The 19580-nt window shown below is 46.5% G+C and carries 19 protein-coding genes; all 19 read right to left on the bottom strand.

Going from position 1 to position 19580, the window contains the following annotated elements; genetic code table 11:
• Positions 1-172: 172 nt before the first annotated feature.
• Positions 173-436 carry a 30S ribosomal protein S17 gene (gene rpsQ / locus GM173_RS09755; protein ID WP_203571173.1) on the bottom strand — a complete coding sequence of 88 codons (264 nt, stop codon included), beginning with the start codon at positions 434-436 and terminating at the stop codon, positions 173-175.
• Between the two features lies 1 nt (position 437).
• On the bottom strand, positions 438-626 hold the full coding sequence (gene rpmC / locus GM173_RS09750) for a 50S ribosomal protein L29 (RefSeq protein ID WP_203571172.1): 189 nt from the start codon (positions 624-626) through the stop codon (positions 438-440).
• The gene (gene rplP / locus GM173_RS09745) at positions 626-1042 is read right to left on the bottom strand and encodes a 50S ribosomal protein L16 (RefSeq protein ID WP_203571171.1); all 417 of its coding nucleotides are present in this window, start codon (positions 1040-1042) and stop codon (positions 626-628) included. The genes rpmC and rplP overlap by 1 nt, the downstream gene beginning before the upstream one ends.
• Positions 1026-1730 carry a 30S ribosomal protein S3 gene (rpsC, locus tag GM173_RS09740; protein WP_203571170.1) on the bottom strand — a complete coding sequence of 235 codons (705 nt, stop codon included), beginning with the start codon at positions 1728-1730 and terminating at the stop codon, positions 1026-1028. The genes rplP and rpsC overlap by 17 nt, the downstream gene beginning before the upstream one ends.
• 10 nt (positions 1731-1740) lie before the next feature.
• Positions 1741-2070 carry a 50S ribosomal protein L22 gene (gene rplV / locus GM173_RS09735; protein ID WP_027469929.1) on the bottom strand — a complete coding sequence of 110 codons (330 nt, stop codon included), beginning with the start codon at positions 2068-2070 and terminating at the stop codon, positions 1741-1743.
• A gap of 9 nt (positions 2071-2079) precedes the next feature.
• Positions 2080-2355, bottom strand: a complete 276-nt coding sequence (rpsS, locus tag GM173_RS09730) for a 30S ribosomal protein S19 (RefSeq protein ID WP_027469928.1) — start codon at positions 2353-2355, stop codon at positions 2080-2082.
• A gap of 5 nt (positions 2356-2360) precedes the next feature.
• Entirely contained in the window at positions 2361-3194 is an 834-nt protein-coding gene (gene rplB, locus GM173_RS09725; RefSeq protein WP_203571169.1) for a 50S ribosomal protein L2, read from the bottom strand.
• 11 nt (positions 3195-3205) lie between these two features.
• The gene (rplW, locus tag GM173_RS09720; RefSeq protein WP_203571236.1) at positions 3206-3508 is read right to left on the bottom strand and encodes a 50S ribosomal protein L23; all 303 of its coding nucleotides are present in this window, start codon (positions 3506-3508) and stop codon (positions 3206-3208) included.
• The gene (rplD, locus tag GM173_RS09715) at positions 3508-4128 is read right to left on the bottom strand and encodes a 50S ribosomal protein L4 (RefSeq protein WP_203571168.1); all 621 of its coding nucleotides are present in this window, start codon (positions 4126-4128) and stop codon (positions 3508-3510) included. The genes rplW and rplD overlap by 1 nt, the downstream gene beginning before the upstream one ends.
• Entirely contained in the window at positions 4128-4772 is a 645-nt protein-coding gene (rplC, locus tag GM173_RS09710; protein ID WP_203571167.1) for a 50S ribosomal protein L3, read from the bottom strand. The genes rplD and rplC overlap by 1 nt, the downstream gene beginning before the upstream one ends.
• A 152-nt stretch (positions 4773-4924) precedes the next feature.
• The gene (gene rpsJ / locus GM173_RS09705; RefSeq protein ID WP_203571166.1) at positions 4925-5236 is read right to left on the bottom strand and encodes a 30S ribosomal protein S10; all 312 of its coding nucleotides are present in this window, start codon (positions 5234-5236) and stop codon (positions 4925-4927) included.
• 11 nt (positions 5237-5247) lie between these two features.
• On the bottom strand, positions 5248-6438 hold the full coding sequence (tuf, locus tag GM173_RS09700) for an elongation factor Tu (RefSeq protein ID WP_203571155.1): 1191 nt from the start codon (positions 6436-6438) through the stop codon (positions 5248-5250).
• 23 nt (positions 6439-6461) lie between these two features.
• Positions 6462-8558, bottom strand: coding sequence for an elongation factor G (gene fusA, locus GM173_RS09695; RefSeq protein WP_203571165.1), 2097 nt, complete (start codon positions 8556-8558; stop codon positions 6462-6464).
• 27 nt (positions 8559-8585) lie between these two features.
• Complete coding sequence (rpsG, locus tag GM173_RS09690) at positions 8586-9056, bottom strand: 30S ribosomal protein S7 (protein WP_203571164.1); 471 nt, start codon at positions 9054-9056, stop codon at positions 8586-8588.
• A 110-nt stretch (positions 9057-9166) separates the two neighbouring features.
• Positions 9167-9541, bottom strand: coding sequence for a 30S ribosomal protein S12 (gene rpsL, locus GM173_RS09685; protein ID WP_203571163.1), 375 nt, complete (start codon positions 9539-9541; stop codon positions 9167-9169).
• A 185-nt stretch (positions 9542-9726) separates the two neighbouring features.
• The gene (rpoC, locus tag GM173_RS09680; RefSeq protein ID WP_203571162.1) at positions 9727-13947 is read right to left on the bottom strand and encodes a DNA-directed RNA polymerase subunit beta'; all 4221 of its coding nucleotides are present in this window, start codon (positions 13945-13947) and stop codon (positions 9727-9729) included.
• An 84-nt stretch (positions 13948-14031) separates the two neighbouring features.
• Positions 14032-18204 (bottom strand): DNA-directed RNA polymerase subunit beta, encoded by a 4173-nt coding sequence (rpoB, locus tag GM173_RS09675; RefSeq protein WP_203571235.1) that lies wholly within the window; start codon positions 18202-18204, stop codon positions 14032-14034.
• A gap of 209 nt (positions 18205-18413) precedes the next feature.
• Positions 18414-18791 carry a 50S ribosomal protein L7/L12 gene (gene rplL, locus GM173_RS09670; protein WP_203571161.1) on the bottom strand — a complete coding sequence of 126 codons (378 nt, stop codon included), beginning with the start codon at positions 18789-18791 and terminating at the stop codon, positions 18414-18416.
• A gap of 57 nt (positions 18792-18848) precedes the next feature.
• On the bottom strand, positions 18849-19409 hold the full coding sequence (gene rplJ, locus GM173_RS09665) for a 50S ribosomal protein L10 (protein WP_203571160.1): 561 nt from the start codon (positions 19407-19409) through the stop codon (positions 18849-18851).
• Positions 19410-19580: the final 171 nt, after the last annotated feature.

The following is a 19580-nucleotide window of genomic DNA, read 5'->3' as shown; positions in this document are numbered from 1 at the left end:
CTTAATCAGCCTGGTTTACCAGGTGCCCGGATGAACCGAGCCAATAGCGGCTAGTTTTGGATCCCGATGGGAAAACAGTGAAATCCAATGGACCTCACAAGGAAAGAGGGCATTCTACACAAAGCAGAATGCCCACACAAGCTTTTATGCTAAATATAATTAATTACATCAATTATACAGCGCGAGCTTTTTCTACCAAGGCAGTCACAGTCCAATTTTTAGTTTTAGACAACGGACGGCACTCTGCAATCACAACCAAATCACCATCTACATACTGATTTGCTTCGTCATGTGCATGGTATTTTTTAGACTGACGAACCATTTTTCCGTAAAGTGGGTGCTTAACCAAACGCTCCACCAATACAGTAACAGTCTTGTCCATCTTTGCGCTAACCACTCGACCAGTCAGCGTACGCTTGAGTTTTGCTTCGCTCATATTAGGCAGCCTTCTGATTCAGAACAGTAAGTACACGTGCAACATCTCTGCGCACACGCTTGATTTCGCTGGTATTAGCCAATTGTCCTGTCGCATGCTGCATGCGAAGACTAAACTGGGCTTTCAACAACGACGTTAACTCGCCCTTCAGCTCGTCAACGGTTTTTTGTTGTAGTTCAGTTGCTTTCATCATTGCCCCACTTGACGAGAAACCATGGTCACTGCAAATGGCAACTTAGCGGACGCCAAACGGAACGCCTCACGAGCCACTTCTTCAGACACACCATTCAATTCGTACAAAACTTTACCTGGTTGAATTTCTGCCACGTAGTAATCAGGTGAACCCTTACCCCCACCCATACGAACTTCAGCGGGCTTAGTAGAAATAGGTTTATCTGGAAACGCTCGAATCCAAACACGGCCACCACGTTTAATGTAACGCGTAATAGCACGACGAGCAGATTCGATCTGACGCGCAGTCAAACGACCACGACCAATTGCTTTCAAACCGAATTCACCGAACGCAACAGTATTACCACGTGTAGCAATACCAGTATTACGACCTTTTTGAACCTTACGGTACTTGAGTCTAGTTGGCTGCAGCATTTCGTGGCCCCTTACGTGGTTTCTTCTGTGGCTCTACTACCTCTGCGGCTACGCGCTCACCAGGCTTTAAATCGCCTTTGTAAACCCAAACCTTAACACCAATAATACCGTAAGTAGTTTTGGCTTCAGAAGTTGCATAATCAATATCTGCACGCAATGTATGCAATGGAACACGACCTTCACGGTACCATTCAGTACGTGCAATTTCGATACCATTCAAACGTCCCGAAGACATGATCTTGATACCTTGAGCACCCAGGCGCATCGCATTTTGCATTGCACGCTTCATAGCACGACGGAACATTACGCGCTTTTCTAATTGAGCAGTAATGCTATCAGCAATAATTTGGGCATCAATCTCAGGCTTGCGCACTTCTTCAATATTCACATGAACAGGAACATTCAAGATTTTTTGCAAAGCAAGCTTCAACTGCTCAATATCTTCGCCTTTTTTGCCAATCACAACACCAGGACGAGCCGAGTAAATTGTAACCTTGGCATTTTTTGCTGGACGCTCAATAACGATACGACTAACAGCAGCACCAACTAATTTTTTCTTTAAAAATGCACGAACTTCGATATCTTCGTTAAGCATTTTTGCAAAACTAGTGCTGCTTGCATACCAGCGCGAGGACCAATTTTTGGTGACAGGTAAACGAAAACCCGTCGGATGAATTTTCTGACCCATGAGTCGCTCCTTAATCGCCAACAGTCAGCGTGATGTGGCAAGTTTGCTTCTCGATTTTATTGCCACGGCCTTTAGCACGAGCAGTAAAACGCTTCAAAGAAGGTCCTTTATCCACATAAATCGTTTTCACTTTTAGGGTGTCGATATCGGCACCTTCATTGTGCTCGGCATTGGCAATAGCCGACTCCAAAACCTTCTTAATCAGTACCGCACCCTTTTTAGGGCTGAAGGCCAGAATGTTTAACGCCTGCTCAACAGGCTTGCCACGAACGAGGTCAGCGACAAGCCGCGCTTTTTGAGCGGAGAGGCGAGTGTTGCTTAGTACAGCAGATACTTGCATGTCTTCACCTTATCGCTTGGATTTTTTGTCCGCGGCATGGCCTTTAAAAGTACGGGTCAGTGCAAACTCACCCAACTTATGGCCTACCATGTTTTCATTAACGTAAACAGGAATATGCTGTTTGCCGTTATGCACAGCAATAGTCAGACCAACAAAGTCTGGCAATACTGTTGAACGACGTGACCAAGTTTTAACTGGACGCTTGTCATTAGTTGCGCGAACCGCCTCAACTTTTTTCAACAAGTGCAGGTCAACAAATGGACCCTTTTTAAGAGAACGTGCCATTTACATTACCTCTTATTCGCTGGACGACGGCGAACGATCATATTGCTAGTACGCTTGTTACGACGCGTACGATAGCCCTTAGTTGGCTGACCCCAAGGACTAACAGGCACACGACCTTCACCTGTACGACCTTCACCACCACCGTGCGGATGGTCAACTGGATTCATTGCAGTACCACGAACAGTAGGACGAACACCCAACCAACGTTTAGCACCAGCTTTACCGTAAGAACGTAGGCTGTGCTCACTATTACCCACCTCACCAATCGTTGCGCGGCAGTCTACGTGCACTTTGCGAATCTCACCTGAGCGAAGGCGCAATTGAGCGTAAGAACCATCACGAGCCAGCAACTGAACACTTGTACCAGCTGAACGTGCAATCTGAGCACCTTTACCTGGTTGCATTTCGATACAATGGATCGTAGAACCAACTGGGATATTACGAATTGGCAGAGTGTTACCAACTTTAATTGGCGCCTCAGAACCAGAAACCACAGTCATACCTGCAGTCAAGCCTTTAGGAGCAATAATGTAAGCACGTTCACCATCTGCGTAGCACAACAAAGCGATGTTTGCAGTACGATTCGGATCGTATTCCAAGCGCTCAACTTTTGCCACGATACCATCTTTATTACGACGGAAGTCGATTAAACGGTAATGCTGCTTGTGACCACCACCAATATGACGAGTAGTGATATGGCCATTATTATTACGACCACCTGTTTTTGATTTTTTTACCAACAAAGGTGCGTAAGGCGCGCCTTTGTGCAAATCAGGACTTACAACTTTAACGACTGCGCGGCGACCGGGCGATGTCGGTTTTACTTTAACCAAAGCCATTATCAGCCTCCTTATTGCGCAGCAGCAAGATCAAGCTCTTGACCTGAAACCAGGCTAACATAAGCCTTTTTCCAGTCTTTACGACGACCATTGGTACGGCCGAAACGCTTAGTCTTACCTTTTACGTTAACTACATTGACAGCTTCTACTTTCACTTTAAACAAAAGTTCTACTGCCGCTTTAATTTCAGCCTTAGTCGCATCGGTTGACACACGAAATACGACTTGCTCAGCTTTTTCAGCGATCATAGTGCCCTTTTCAGACACCACTGGCGCCAAAATCACTTGAAGCATGCGATTTTCTGCGATTTTGATCATGCAAACAACTCCTCAAAAGCCTGTAGTGCATCACGCGTGAACACAACTTTCTTGAAGCGTACCAAACTTACCGGATCAACTTGCGTAGCTTCCAACACCAATACATGTGGCAGATTGCGCGAAGCCAAATACAGGTTCTCATCCAGCTCTTTAGTAACGATCAATACGTTATCAAGCTGCATTTCAGCCAATTTTTGAGCAAAAGCTTTAGTTTTTGGCGCTTCCAAAGCAAACGAATCAACAACCAGCAAACGCTCTTCGCGCACCAATTGAGAAACGATCGTTGCAATACCTGCACGGTACATTTTACGATTTACTTTGTGCGAGAAGTTCTCATCAGGGCTATTTGGGAATGCACGACCACCACCACGCCACAACGGAGAAGACGACATACCAGCACGAGCACGGCCAGTACCTTTTTGACGCCAAGGTTTTTTAGTTGAATGCTTAACATTATCACGACCCAATTGCGCACGATTAGCGCTACGGGCATTTGCAAAGTAAGCAGTTACAACTTGATGAACCAAAGCCTCATTAAATTCACGACCAAACAAGTCATCAGAAGCCGCAAAAGCAACTTGAGACTCGCCTTTTGTATTAACAACTTTAAGTTCCATTATGCACCTGCCTTAACGCTCGAACGAACGATAACGTCATTGCCTTTAGAGCCCGGTACACCACCCTTAACCAGCAACAACTGACGCTCAGCATCTACGCGAACAACTTCTAGGTTTTGAACAGTACGCTGAACATTACCGAGTTGACCCGCCATGCGCTTACCTGGCAATACGCGACCAGGATCTTGAGCCTGACCAATAGAACCAGCTGAACGGTGAGAAACTGAGTTACCGTGCGAAGCACGATTAGATGCAAAGTGGTAACGTTTGATAACACCAGCCCAACCCTTACCTTGGGTAGTACCAGTAACATCAACCATTTGACCAACACTAAACAAATCTACAGATAAAGCATCACCAGCTTTAAGCTCAGCAGCCTTTTCAGCAGGCACACGGAACTCAACGAGCGCCAAACCAGCTTCTACACCTGCTTTAGCAAAATGACCAGCTTCTGCTTTATTAACACGACTAGCTTTTTTCAAACCAAAAGTAACTTGAACGGCAGAGTAGCCGTCAGCCTCTAATGTTTTGATTTGCGTGACGCGATTGGCTGACATATCAAGCACAGTCACTGGAATGGAAGCACCATCCTCAGCAAAAACGCGAGTCATGCCGACCTTGCGACCTACAAGACCTAAGCTCATAGTTATTCCCTTTTCAAGGGCCAGTTACGATTGACTGGCTATGACTATTAAAAAATAAAACGGGCTTGCCACTATAAATGGCAAGCCCGAGATATTATCGCATGTTTATAGTTAGTGCAAGTTTTTTAATCAACCGCACCAAAACAAACAACTTAGTTCAATTTAATTTCAACATCAACGCCAGCAGGCAAATCAAGCTTCATCAGAGCATCAACAGTTTTATCTGTCGGATCTACGATATCCATCATACGCAAATGAGTACGGATTTCGAATTGATCACGCGCAGTTTTGTTAACGTGTGGAGAGCTCAAAATATCGAAACGCTCAATTTTTGTTGGCAAAGGAATTGGCCCCTTAACAACAGCACCTGTGCGCTTTGCCGTCTCTACAATCTCTTGAGCCGAACGATCAATCAAAGCATAGTCAAATGCTTTCAAACGGATGCGAATTTTTTGGTTTTGCATTTACACGTTCCTTAAACAAGAATCGTGGCAACAACACCGGCGCCAACAGTACGACCACCTTCACGAATCGCGAAGCGCAAACCTTGCTCCATCGCAACTGGGCAGATCAAAGTCACAGTGATTGATACGTTATCACCAGGCATTACCATTTCTGTACCTTCTGGCAATTCAATCGCGCCAGTCACGTCAGTTGTACGGAAGTAGAACTGTGGACGGTAGTTACTAAAGAATGGCGTATGACGACCACCTTCATCTTTAGACAATACGTAGATCTCTGCAGTGAACTTAGTGTGCGGAGTGATTGAACCTGGTTTTGCCAAAACTTGACCACGCTGAACGTCTTCACGCTTAGTACCACGGAGCAAGGCACCGATGTTGTCACCTGCTTGACCTTGGTCAAGCAATTTACGGAACATCTCAACACCTGTACAAGTCGTCTTAACCGTTGGAACGATACCAACGATCTCGATCTCTTCACCCACTTTAACAATACCACGCTCAACACGGCCAGTTACAACAGTACCACGACCAGAAATTGAGAACACGTCTTCAACTGGCATCAAGAATGTACCGTCGATTGCGCGCTCTGGCTCAGGAATGTAAGTATCCAAAGCATCTGCCAAGCGGAAGATGGCTGGCTCACCATATTCTGATTGGTCACCTTCAAGTGCCAAACGTGCAGAACCAGTAATAACAGGAGTGTCATCACCTGGGAAATCGTATTTAGACAACAAATCACGAATTTCCATTTCAACCAATTCAAGCAACTCAGCATCATCAACCAAGTCAGCTTTGTTCATGAATACGATGATGTATGGAACACCAACTTGACGAGACAACAAGATGTGCTCGCGAGTTTGTGGCATAGGACCGTCGGCTGCAGAAACAACCAATACCGCGCCGTCCATCTGAGCGGCACCAGTAATCATGTTTTTCACGTAGTCCGCGTGACCTGGGCAGTCAACGTGTGCGTAGTGACGGATTTCAGTTTCGTACTCAACGTGCGCAGTATTAATCGTAATACCACGTGCTTTTTCTTCTGGCGCGCTATCAATTGATGCGTAATCTTTAGCAATACCACCGAATTTTTTCGACAGAATTGTAGTAATCGCAGCTGTCAGCGTTGTTTTGCCATGATCCACGTGACCGATTGTACCCACGTTAACGTGCGGCTTTGTCCGCGTAAACTTTTCTTTTGCCATTTTCTGAAAATCCTTAAATAAAATTATTTCTTAGTAACGATAGCGTCTGCAATATGTTTAGGCGCAATAGAGTAGTGCTTAAATTCCATTGAGTACGTAGCACGACCTTGCGACATTGAGCGCAAAGTAGTTGAGTAGCCAAACATCTCTGACAACGGAACTTCAGCTTTAACCATTTTACCGCCAGCAGGATTATCATCCATACCCTGCAAGATACCACGGCGTGAAGAGATATCACCCATGATGTCGCCCATGTAGTCTTCTGGAGTCTCGATTTCAACAGCCATCATTGGCTCAAGAATTACCGGCCCTGCACGACGCATAGCTTCTTTGAATGCCAAAGAACCAGCCAATTCAAATGCAATCTGAGACGAGTCAACATCGTGGTAAGAACCAAACGTCAAGCGAACTTTAACGTCAACAACAGGGAAGCCAGCCAACACACCCGACTTCATTGTATTTTGGATACCCTTATCAACAGAAGGAATGAATTCACGAGGAATCACACCGCCCTTGATCTCATCATGGAAGCTATAGCCATTACCTTCACCAGCCGGCTCGATCGTGATCGTACAATCGCCATACTGACCTTTACCACCAGACTGTTTCGCATGCTTACCTTGAACGTCGGCAGCGATTTGGGTAATTGTTTCGCGATATGCAACTTGCGGAGCACCAACATTAGCTTCAACACCAAACTCACGCTTCATACGGTCGACAAGAATCTCAAGGTGCAACTCACCCATACCAGACATAATTGTCTGCCCAGTTTCTTCGTCCGTTTTAACACGGAAAGATGGATCTTCTTTAGCCAAACGGCCAAGCGCAATACCCATTTTTTCTTGGTCAGCTTTAGTTTTCGGCTCAACTGCAACGTGAATTACTGGCTCAGGGAATACCATGCGCTCCAAAATAATTGGGCTAGCAGGATCACAAAGAGTTTCACCGGTTGTAACGTCTTTCAAACCAATCGCAGCAGCAATATCGCCAGCACGAACTTCTTCGATCTCTTTACGATCATTTGCATGCATTTGAACGATACGACCAATACGCTCTTTCTTGTCTTTCACAGAGTTAAGAACAGAATCACCTGAGTTCAAAACACCTGAGTAAACACGGAAGAAAGTCAACTGACCAACATACGGGTCATTCATCAATTTGAATGCAAGAGCAGAGAATGGGGCATCATCAGAAGCAGGGCGAGAAGCCTCTTGCTCACGGTCATCAACACCCTTCACATCTGGAATATCCAAAGGTGATGGCAAGAATTCAATTACCGCATCCAACATACGTTGAACGCCCTTATTCTTAAATGCTGAACCGCAAAGAACAGGTTGAATTTCGCAAGCCAATGTACGAGTACGCAAAGCAGCAATGATTTCTTCTTCAGAAAGCTCACCGGTTTCTAGGTACTTATTCATCAACTCTTCTGAAGCCTCAGCCGCAGATTCAACCATCTTCTCACGCCATTCTTGTGCTACTGACACCAAATCAGCCGGAATGTCGCCGTACTCAAACTTCATACCTTGAGACGCATCGTCCCAGATAATCGCTTTCATTTTCAGAAGATCTACAACACCTTCAAACTTATCTTCTGCACCAATAGGCACAACCACAGGCACAGGATTAGCTTTCAAGCGCAGCTTCATTTGCTCAACAGCACGGAAGAAGTTGGCACCTGAGCGGTCCATCTTATTCACGAACGCTAAACGAGGAACGTTATACTTGTTAGCTTGACGCCACACAGTTTCTGACTGAGGTTGAACACCACCCACAGCACAATAAACCATACACGCGCCATCCAGAACACGCATAGAACGCTCTACTTCAATCGTAAAGTCTACGTGACCTGGGGTATCAATAATATTTACCAAGTGCTCTTGGAACTGCAGACCCATACCTTTCCAGTATGTAGTCGTTGCAGCAGAAGTAATGGTAATACCACGCTCTTGCTCTTGCTCCATCCAGTCCATAGTGGCAGCGCCATCATGAACTTCACCAATTTTGTGATTAACACCGGTGTAGAACAAAATACGTTCGGTAGTAGTCGTTTTACCTGCATCAATGTGAGCTGAAATACCGATATTACGGTAACGCTCAATAGGGGTCTTGCGAGCCACGGCGATTTCCTTATTCTTACTACGTGATTAGAAGCGGAAATGGGCGAATGCTTTATTCGCATCAGCCATACGATGCACTTCATCGCGTTTCTTCATCGCGCCGCCGCGACCTTCAGCCGCGTCAAGAAGTTCACCTGCTAGACGCAGATCCATTGATTTTTCACCACGTTTACGAGCCGCCTCGCGAACCCAGCGCATCGACAATGCCAGACGACGGCTTGGACGTACTTCTACTGGCACCTGGTAGTTGGCGCCACCGACACGACGGCTTTTAACCTCAACGATTGGCTTAACATTGCCAATTGCGGTGTTAAAAATTTCAATTGCATCTTTACCCGTCTTTTTTTCGATCTGGGCAAGTGCACCATAAACGATACGTTCTGCGACAGCTTTTTTGCCATCAAGCATTACTACGTTCATGAATTTAGCGAGTTCAGTGCTACCGAATTTTGGATCTGGCAACACATCACGCTTTGGGACTTCTCTGCGTCTTGGCATAACTTACTTCCTTAATGTGACATTCAGTTGGGGAACACCCCGCGGGCACCTATAAAGATGACCACTTACTTGACGGCTCATATGTAGCCGCCACTCGATACAGCATCAAATTACGCCTTAGGGCGTTTTGCACCGTATTTAGAGCGAGCTTGCTTACGATTTTTAACGCCAGCCAAGTCAAGAGAGCCACGTACGCAGTGATAGCGAACACCTGGCAAATCTTTTACACGACCGCCGCGTAGCAATACAACGCTATGCTCTTGCAAGTTGTGACCTTCACCGCCGATGTACGAAATAACTTCGAAACCGTTGGTCAAGCGAACTTTGCATACTTTACGCAATGCAGAGTTTGGTTTTTTTGGAGTTGTTGTATACACACGAGTGCATACACCACGTTTTTGCGGGCAAGCCTCAAGAGCTGGAACTTTGCTCTTTAGTTTTTCCGCAACGCGTCCTTTACGAACGAGTTGATTGATAGTTGGCATTGTTTTTCACTTCCTACCGCGTTAAAAAAAACCATATCACGAGTGTGATCTGGCTAAGGTTTCCTTACTGGAAACGCTGCGGAGAGCGACAAAATCGCTCTCCGCAGAAAAAGACTTTGAATTATAAGGAAAAGAACGAATCCACGTCAATGCAAACCGACAAGAGTCGGCTTGCATTTTAGTGATTATTCCGAAATATCGCCGATTTCAGCAATAACTTCTGCAGCAGCTTCAGCAAATGGCGCTAAAACTTCATTCTTAGCTAGCTGGCGTTTACGATTCTTGTGGTAGGCAAGACCTGTACCAGCAGGAATCAAACGCCCTACAATCACGTTTTCTTTCAAGCCGCGCAAATCATCAACTTTACCCATAATTGCAGCTTCTGTGAGTACGCGAGTGGTTTCTTGGAACGAAGCCGCCGAAATAAACGAATCGGTTGACAATGAGGCTTTCGTAATACCTAAAAGAATATTGTCAAACTTCGCGATTTCTTTGCCTTCTTCGGCCAGCTTGTCATTTGCGATCAATACTTCTGCACGCTCAACCTGTTCGCCCAAGATGAATTCCGAATCACCTGCATCTGAAATTACAACACGGCGTAACATCTGACGAACAATCACTTCGATATGCTTGTCATTAATCTTAACGCCTTGCAAGCGATAAACCTCTTGAACCTCTTGCACGATGTAACGAGACAATGCCTCAATACCTTGCAAACGCAAGATGTCATGCGGATCAATAGGCCCGTCAACAATCATTTCACCCTGACTCACCACTTGACCATCATGCACCATCACATGCTTGTCTTTAGAAATCAGATATTCATGCGGCGTACCTTCAAGATCAGTCAAGACCAGACGCTGCTTACCTTTGGTATCTTTACCAAAGCTTGCTGTACCTGTGATTTCCGCCAACATACCTGCATCTTTCGGTGAGCGAGCTTCAAACAACTCAGCAACACGTGGCAGACCACCGGTAATATCACGTGTCTTCGCAGATTCTTGTGGAATACGAGCCAATACATCACCCACACCCACTTTCTGACCATCTTTCACTGTAATGATAGAGCCAACTTGGAATGAAATCGTTACTGCAGTATCGGTACCTGCCAATTTCATTTCATGACCGTTTTCATCAATCAGTTTAACCAATGGTCGAACCGCTTTAGACGCAGTCACTTTTGCTTTAGAAGCAATAACAACCAGTGTAGACAAGCCTGTTACTTCATCGACTTGTTTAACAACCGTCATACCTTCTTCGACATTCTCAAAACGAACTGTACCTGAGTACTCCGTAATGATTGGGCGAGTATGCGGATCCCAAGTACCGAGAACAGTCCCCGCTTTAACAATATCATCGGCTTTAACAGTTAACGTTGCGCCGTAAGGGATTTTGTGTGTTTCGCGTTCACGACCCACATCATCCAAAATCAACAGCTCTGCTGAACGAGCAATCACCACTAACTCGTTTTTCGCATTGGTTACATAACGCATATTGGCACTAAAGCCAATACGGCCGTTTGATTTCGCTTCAACTTGGCTTGCAGCTGCTGCTCGAGATGCCGCACCACCAATGTGGAACGTACGCATCGTCAACTGAGTACCTGGTTCACCAATCGACTGCGCTGCAATAACACCAACCGCTTCACCGGCATTAACAATCTGACCACGACCCAAGTCACGGCCATAGCACTTCGCGCACAAGCCATAACGTGTTTCGCACGACAATGGTGTACGAACCATCACTTCGTCGATATTACGTGCTTCAATTTCATCAACTGCATCTTCGTTCAGCAATGTACCGACTTCGAAAATCGTTTCTTGAGTTGATGGATCAACCACGTCTTTAACCACGATACGACCCAAAATACGGTCACGGAGCGCTTCAACAACGTCACCGCCTTGCATAACGGCTTTCATTGAAACGCCATTTTTTGTACCGCAATCGTCTTCAGTCACAACCAAGTCTTGGGTAACGTCAACCAGACGACGAGTCAGGTAACCTGAGTTCGCTGTCTTCAATGCCGTATCTGCAAGACCTTTACGCGCACCGTGCGTCGAAATAAAGTACTGCAGAACCGTCAACCCTTCACGGAAGTTGGTCGTAATCGGCGTTTCGATAATCGAACCATCCGGTTTCGCCATCAAACCACGCATACCGGCCAACTGACGAATCTGTGCAGGAGAACCACGCGCACCCGAATCAGCCATCATGTAAATCGAGTTAAACGATTCTTGCTCATCTTTGTTGCCATTCGCATCAAAGACAGTCTCTTTCGCCAACTGATCCATCATCGCCTTCGCAATTTGGTCACCAGCACGGCCCCAGATATCAACGACCTTGTTGTAGCGTTCGCCGTTCGTTACCAAACCAGAACTATATTGCTGCTCGATTTCTTTCACTTCAGCTTGCGCTGCCGCCAACAACGGTACTTTGTTCGCTGGAACCAACATATCATCAACGCAAATTGAAATACCACCGCGAGTTGAATATGCAAAACCGGTGTACATCAATTGGTCAGCAAAAATCACGGTTTCTTTCAAGCCGCAGCGACGGAAAGAAGCATTGATCAACTTACCAATTTCTTTCTTTTTCAATGACTTGTCGATATGCGAGAACGCAAGACCTTTTGGCAAAATTTCTGACAAGATCGCTCGGCCAACCGTAGTATCACGGCGAACTAGTTTGCTTTCCCAATCGCCAGACTCATTCTTGAACCATTCTTTCAAGCGAATCGATACACGTGTTTGCAGCGTGACTTCTTTGCTTTGGTATGCGCGCAATGCTTCAGCAACATCGGCAAAAATAGTCAGGCGTTTGCCATCTTCATTCAGGCGCTCACCCTTGGCATATTTCGCTTCGCGAGTCATGTAATACAGACCCAACACGATATCTTGCGACGGAACGATGATCGGCTCGCCGTTGGCTGGTGCCAAAACGTTGTTCGAGGCCAACATCAAAGTGCGCGCTTCCATTTGCGCTTCAAGCGACAATGGAACGTGAACCGCCATTTGGTCACCGTCAAAGTCAGCATTGAATGCCGCACAAACGAGAGGATGCAACTGAATCGCCTTACCTTCAATCAACATCGGCTCAAAGGCTTGAATACCCAAGCGATGCAATGTTGGCGCACGGTTCAATAGAATTGGATGTTCGCGAATCACGTCTTCCAAGATATCCCAAACTACAGGCTCTTGGCTTTCAACCATTTTCTTCGCTGCTTTAATCGTTGTTGCCAAGCCCATTACTTCCAATTTATGGAAAATGAATGGCTTGAACAACTCGAGCGCCATCAATTTTGGCAAGCCACATTGATGCAAACGTAAAGTAGGACCAACGGTAATAACAGAACGACCTGAGTAATCAACACGTTTACCCAGCAAGTTCTGACGGAAACGACCGCCCTTACCTTTAATCATATCGGCAAGCGATTTCAACGGACGTTTGTTCGCGCCAGTCATCGCCTTACCACGACGACCGTTGTCGAGCAATGAATCCACCGCTTCTTGCAACATACGTTTTTCGTTGCGGACGATAATTTCCGGAGCGCGCAATTCAAGCAGACGCTTCAAACGGTTATTACGGTTGATTACGCGACGATATAAATCATTCAAGTCAGAAGTCGCAAAACGACCGCCATCCAGTGGAACTAATGGACGTAATTCCGGAGGTAATACCGGCAACACCTCCATAATCATCCACTCTGGCTTGATACCTGAGCGATCAAACGCTTCAAGCACTTTCAAGCGCTTAGCGATTTTCTTGATTTTGGTTTCTGAACCGGTGCTATCGAGTTCGGCACGCAGATTGCTAATCTCTTGGTCAACGTCCATTGACTTGAGCAATTCACGTACAGCTTCCGCGCCCATCAAGGCCACGAACTCATCGCCGTATTCTTCAACTTTGGCGAAGTAATCTTCTTCGGTGAGCAACTGACCACGTGTCAGTGGTGTCATGCCTGGCTCAACCACGATGAATGCTTCGAAATACAAGACGCGTTCGATATCACGCAAAGCGATATCCAAAACCATACCCAAACGACTTGGGAGTGATTTCAAGAACCAAATATGCGCAACAGGTGAAGCAAGGTCAATGTGACCCATACGCTCACGGCGCACTTTTGACAAGGTCACTTCAACGCCGCACTTCTCGCAAATTACACCGCGATGTTTCAAACGCTTGTATTTACCGCACAAGCATTCGTAATCTTTAATTGGCCCGAAAATACGAGCACAAAACAGACCGTCACGCTCTGGTTTGAACGTACGGTAGTTAATGGTTTCTGGCTTTTTCACTTCGCCGAAAGACCAAGAACGGATTTTTTCTGGCGATGCTAGGCCAATTTTAATCGCGTCAAATTCTTCGTCCTGCGCGACTTGCTTGAAAAGTTCGAGTAAGCCTTTCATTCCAATATTCTCCAGTGAGGACAATCAGGGTATCGATCGCAAGGCAAGATTAAATCTAGCCCGCGATCCTATACCTCACAGCGATTAGTAGGTTTCCAGATCGATATCAATACCGAGCGAGCGGATTTCCTTAACCAATACATTGAAGGACTCTGGCATGCCAGCATCAATGCGGTGATCACCCTTCACAATGTTTTCGTAAACTTTAGTACGGCCATTCACGTCATCTGACTTCACAGTCAACATTTCTTGCAGAGTGTATGCAGCGCCATATGCTTCCAATGCCCACACCTCCATCTCACCGAAACGCTGACCACCGAACTGAGCTTTACCGCCCAATGGTTGCTGAGTCACGAGAGAATACGGACCTGTTGAACGCGCATGCATCTTGTCATCAACCAAGTGATGCAGTTTCAAGTAATGCATCACGCCAACGGTCACTTTACGTTCAAACGGTTCACCCGTGCGACCATCAAACAACTGCATTTGCGTCTTGCTGCTGTTGAAACCAAGTTGCTGCGTACGTGGATCTTCATCTGGATACGCCAATTGCAGCATTTCTTGAATCTCAGACTCATCAGCGCCGTCAAATACCGGGCTGGCAAAAGTCATACCTGTACGCAATCCTTGCGCTAGATTCATGATCTCTTCATCAGACAAATCACTAATGTCTTCGGCACGGCCTTTTGACTGATAAATCTTGTTCAAGGTTTCACGCACTTCGGCCACATTGCGCTGTTCACGCAACATCGCATCAATTCGTTGACCAATCCCTTTGGCAGCCCAACCCAAATGCACTTCAAGAATCTGACCGATATTCATCCGTGATGGAACGCCCAATGGGTTCAACACGATATCAACCGTTGTGCCATCGGCCATGTGTGGCAAATCTTCTACGGGCAAGATTTTCGAAACCACACCCTTGTTACCGTGACGGCCGGCCATTTTATCGCCAGGTTGTAGGCGGCGTTTAACGGCCACATACACTTTAACCATCTTGATAACGCCAGGAGGCAACTCGTCACCTTGCGTCAATTTACGTTTTTTGTCTTCAAAGCGCAGTTCGAACTCTTGCTTCATTTGAGCGATCAAGTCTTTCATCGCTTCCAATTGACGCGCGCCTTCCTCATCCGCAAGACGGATATCGAACCAGTCATGTTTCGACACTTGGTCTGCCAAGTATTCAGCAGTAATTTCTGTGCCTTTAGCTAAACGTTTAGGACCGCCATTCGCGACTTTACCAACAATCATCCGCTCGATACGCTCGAACAAGTCATCGTTAACAATACGCAACTGGTCGTTCAAGTCTTGGCGGTAGCGACGCAATTGTTCATCGATAATGGCTTGGGCACGTTTATCACGTTCAATCCCTTCACGAGTAAACACTTGCACGTCAATCACAGTACCCACCATGCCTGAAGGCACGCGCAAGCTAGTGTCTTTAACGTCAGACGCTTTTTCACCGAAGATCGCACGCAGCAGTTTTTCTTCTGGCGTGAGCTGGGTTTCACCTTTTGGCGTTACTTTACCCACCAATACATCGCCAGCTTCAACTTCTGCACCGATATAAACCACGCCAGATTCATCCAAGCGGCCGAGCATACGCTCTGACAAATTGGAAATATCACGGGTAATTTCTTCAGGGCCTAATTTTGTATCACGGGCCATCACGTTCAACTCTTCGATATGAATCGAAGTGTAACGGTCATCCGCAATGACTTTTTCGGAGATCAAAATCGAATCTTCGAAGTTGTAACCATTCCAAGGCATGAAGGCGATGGTCATATTTTGACCCAATGCCAACTCACCTAAATCAGTTGAAGCGCCGTCGGCAACCACATCACCTTTCTCGATACGATCACCTTTTACGACGATCGGACGTTGATTCGTATTGGTATTCTGATTCGAACGGGTAAACTTAACCAAGTTGTAGATATCTACACCGGTCTCACCTGCTACCGTTTCGCTGTCGTTTACACGAACCACGATACGTGTTGCATCAACGAAATCAACGACACCACCACGCAATGCAGTTACCGCAGTACCTGAGTCAGTTGCACACGTGCGCTCGATACCGGTACCGACCATAGGTGCTTCTGCGCGCAAGCAAGGAACCGCTTGACGTTGCATGTTGGCGCCCATCAATGCACGGTTGGCGTCATCGTGTTCCAAGAATGGAATCAATGAAGCTGCAACAGAAACGATCTGACTCGGCGCAACGTCCATGTATTGCACGCGATCTGGCGTAGCTACGATCGTTTCGCCTGCTTCACGGCAAGTTACCAATTCGTCGGTCAATTTGTTATCGGCATCCAAACCGGCATTCGCCTGCGCAATAACATATTTACCTTCTTGAATCGCCGACAAGTATTCAATTTCAAGCGTCGCTTGACCATTAATCACTTTACGGTACGGCGTTTCCAAGAAACCATATTCATTCGTGCGTGCGTAGCAAGACAATGAATTGATCAAACCAATGTTTGGACCTTCCGGTGTTTCAATCGGACAAACACGACCGTAATGCGTTGGATGCACGTCACGAACTTCAAAGCCGGCGCGCTCACGCGTCAAACCACCTGGACCCAGTGCCGACACACGGCGCTTGTGGGTGATTTCAGACAATGGATTCGTTTGGTCCATAAATTGCGATAACTGTGACGAACCAAAGAACTCTTTCACTGCCGCCGAAACCGGCTTGGCATTGATCAAGTCGTGTGGCATCAAGTTGTCTGACTCTGCTTGTGACAAACGCTCTTTAACCGCGCGCTCAACACGCACAAGACCAGCGCGGAATTGGTTTTCTGCCAACTCACCGACCGACCGAACACGACGGTTACCCAAGTGATCAATGTCATCCACTTCGCCACGGCTATTACGTAGTTCGATCAAGATACCGATCACCGCAACGATATCTTCTGTCGACAAGACGCCAGAACCGTTAATACCTTTCTTGCCCGCTTGCTCGTAGAAACGACGCTGCCAGCCCGGTGCTTTTTCATCCAAACGATCTGGATAAGCACGGCTATTAAATTTCATACGGCCAACGGCTGAAAGATCGTAGCGCTCATCATTAAAGAATAAGCCTTTGAACAAAGCCTGTACCGCATCTTCTGTTGGCGGCTCGCCAGGACGCATCATGCGGTAAATTGCCACACGTGCTTGCCATTCATCCAATGTTTCATCAGTGCGCAAGGTGGCAGAAATAAAGCCGCCTTGGTCGAGGTCATTGATGTATAGCGTTTTAATTTCTTTTACTTCAGCGCTATCGAGTTTAACCAATAGATCTTCAGTAATTTCGTCGTTCGCTTTTGCGACCAATTCGCCCGTATCAGGACTAATCACCGCAGTCGATAGAATACGACCATACATATAATCCAGCGGTACTTGAATGCGCGTCATGCCGGCATTATTGATATCGCGAATTGTTTTAGCGGTAATACGCTTGTCTTTTTGTGCCAATACACGACCATCATCGGCGATGATGTCGAATTTAGCCACTTCACCGCGTAGGCGATCAGGAACAAGTTCCCAATAAATGCCATCATCAGTGAGGTAGAAGGTATCTGTATCAAAGAATTGAGCCAGAATCTGTTCAGCCGTATACCCTAGCGCTTTCAACAGGATAGACACTGGCATCTTACGACGACGGTCGATACGGAAGAACAACAGATCTTTCGGATCAAATTCGAAATCGAGCCATGAGCCGCGGTAAGGAATCACACGAGCCGAGAACAGTAATTTGCCTGAGCTATGGGTTTTGCCTTTATCATGCTCAAAGAACACACCCGGAGAGCGGTGCAACTGAGAAACGATTACACGTTCGGTACCGTTAATAACAAACGAGCCACTGCGTGTCATGAGCGGAATTTCACCGAAGTAAACATCCTGCTCTTTCACTTCCTTGACCGTTGGTTTCGACGATTCGCGATCCATGATGACCAAGCGAACACGCGCACGCAACGGAGCGGCAAAAGTAATGCCGCGCTGCTGACATTCTTTAACATCGAATGCTGGCACGCCCAAGGTGTAATGCACAAATTCCAAACGTGCATATTCGTTATGGGAAACGATAGGGAAAATTGAATTAAACGCAGCTTGCAAACCAATTTCGCGACGATCTTCAACAGAAACGCCAAGTTGCAAGTATTCGGAATAAGAGTCAATCTGAGTCGCCAATAGGAATGGCACCTCGAGGACACTCGCCCGCTTCGCAAAACTCTTGCGAATGCGTTTTTTTTCAGTGAACGAGTATTTCATACTCATAAACTCTCCATGGGTTGGGCGCAATTGACAAACCGCAAACGCCCGATCAAACGGCAGTGAGCGGTCTCAGGTTTGTCAGCTGCAAGAACGAGCTGCAAACGACGCATTTATGACACGAGTCCTTGTAAGAAAGGCCTTAGTACACAAACGCAAAAGGGCAGACGGATTGCTCCGTCTGCCTGTACTACATTACTTCAGCAGAATTACTTAACTTCAGCAGTCGCGCCAGCTTCGATCAATTTCTTAGCGATTGCATCTGCGTCGGCTTTAGAAACGCCTTCTTTGATTGTTTTTGGAGCGCCATCAACCAAATCTTTAGCTTCTTTCAAGCCCAAACCTGTTACTTCACGAACAACTTTAATAACGCCAACTTTCTGTGCGCCAGCGCCAGTCAAGATAACGTCAAATTCAGATTGTTCTTCAGCAGCAGCAGCGCCACCAGCAGCGCCAGCTGGACCTGCAACTGCCATAGCAGCAGCAGAAACGCCAAATTTTTCTTCGAATGCCTTAACCAGCTCATTCAATTCCATAACAGTCAATGAACCTACTGCTTCAAGGATGTCTTCTTTAGTAACAGCCATTTCTAGTACTCCTGAAAATCTTGTCAGATTAAATCAAATTCAAAATAGGGAAAAAGCTTAGGCAGCATCAGCTGGAGCTTCTGTTGACGCTTCTTCAGCGGCAGCAGGAGCAACTTCAGCAGGTGCAGCACCTTCGGCTTTCTTGGCAGCCAATGCGCCAAGACCACGAGCAAATGCAGAAACTGGTGCTTGCATAACACCCAGCAACATCGAGAGCAATTCTTCACGGCTCGGGATAGTAGCGAGTTGAGCAACTTCAGCAGCAGTCAATACTTTGCCTTCGTAAGAACCAGCAATCACCTTAATTTTCTCGTCTTTCTTCGAGAAAGCTTGGATGACTTTAGCTGCAGCAACTGCGTCTTCAGAAATGCCGTACACCAATGGGCCAGACATTTTGTCGGCCAATGCAGCGAACGGTGTTCCTTCAACAGCACGGCGTGCCAAGGTGTTTTTAAGAACACGCAAGTATACGCCTGACTCACGCGCTTGTTTGCGCAATTCAGTCATGCTAGCAACCCCGATTCCACGGTATTCAGCGATAACGATGGTTTGAGCGTTTGCAACTACCGCTGCAATCTCAGCCACGACCGCTTTTTTGTCGTCAAGATTCAGACTCAAGGTCAACCTCCATTAGTTAAGTTCAGCGCGATAAATCGCGCCACCCAATCAAACGGCGACCAATATTCAGGAGACTTTTATTAACTCGAATGAGTCAATGAGAAGCCTGCATTGGGCACACCGTCTGCGTAGGCTAGCGTTTGGTCGCTTAGATTAAGCCAAAACTAGGTT

The sequence above is a fragment of the Deefgea chitinilytica genome (assembly GCF_016881405.1).
Lineage (GTDB): Bacteria > Pseudomonadota > Gammaproteobacteria > Burkholderiales > Chitinibacteraceae > Deefgea > Deefgea chitinilytica.
The sequence above is the reverse complement of the archived record's forward strand: the minus strand, read 5'-3'. Positions and strand labels throughout refer to the sequence as shown.

Coding starts and splice junctions, on each gene's coding strand:
- rpsG (WP_203571164.1), bottom strand. CDS start 9,056: ATGCCAAGACGCAGAGAAGTCCCAAAGCGTGATGTGTTGCCAGATCCA.
- rplV (WP_027469929.1), bottom strand. CDS start 2,070: ATGCAAGTATCTGCTGTACTAAGCAACACTCGCCTCTCCGCTCAAAAA.
- rplC (WP_203571167.1), bottom strand. CDS start 4,772: ATGAGCTTAGGTCTTGTAGGTCGCAAGGTCGGCATGACTCGCGTTTTT.
- rpoC (WP_203571162.1), bottom strand. CDS start 13,947: ATGAAAGGCTTACTCGAACTTTTCAAGCAAGTCGCGCAGGACGAAGAA.
- rpsC (WP_203571170.1), bottom strand. CDS start 1,730: ATGGGTCAGAAAATTCATCCGACGGGTTTTCGTTTACCTGTCACCAAA.
- tuf (WP_203571155.1), bottom strand. CDS start 6,438: ATGGCAAAAGAAAAGTTTACGCGGACAAAGCCGCACGTTAACGTGGGT.
- rplB (WP_203571169.1), bottom strand. CDS start 3,194: ATGGCTTTGGTTAAAGTAAAACCGACATCGCCCGGTCGCCGCGCAGTC.
- rplP (WP_203571171.1), bottom strand. CDS start 1,042: ATGCTGCAGCCAACTAGACTCAAGTACCGTAAGGTTCAAAAAGGTCGT.
- rplL (WP_203571161.1), bottom strand. CDS start 18,791: ATGGCTGTTACTAAAGAAGACATCCTTGAAGCAGTAGGTTCATTGACT.
- rpoB (WP_203571235.1), bottom strand. CDS start 18,204: ATGAAATACTCGTTCACTGAAAAAAAACGCATTCGCAAGAGTTTTGCG.
- rpsL (WP_203571163.1), bottom strand. CDS start 9,541: ATGCCAACTATCAATCAACTCGTTCGTAAAGGACGCGTTGCGGAAAAA.
- rpmC (WP_203571172.1), bottom strand. CDS start 626: ATGAAAGCAACTGAACTACAACAAAAAACCGTTGACGAGCTGAAGGGC.
- rplD (WP_203571168.1), bottom strand. CDS start 4,128: ATGGAACTTAAAGTTGTTAATACAAAAGGCGAGTCTCAAGTTGCTTTT.
- rpsJ (WP_203571166.1), bottom strand. CDS start 5,236: ATGCAAAACCAAAAAATTCGCATCCGTTTGAAAGCATTTGACTATGCT.
- rpsS (WP_027469928.1), bottom strand. CDS start 2,355: ATGGCACGTTCTCTTAAAAAGGGTCCATTTGTTGACCTGCACTTGTTG.
- rpsQ (WP_203571173.1), bottom strand. CDS start 436: ATGAGCGAAGCAAAACTCAAGCGTACGCTGACTGGTCGAGTGGTTAGC.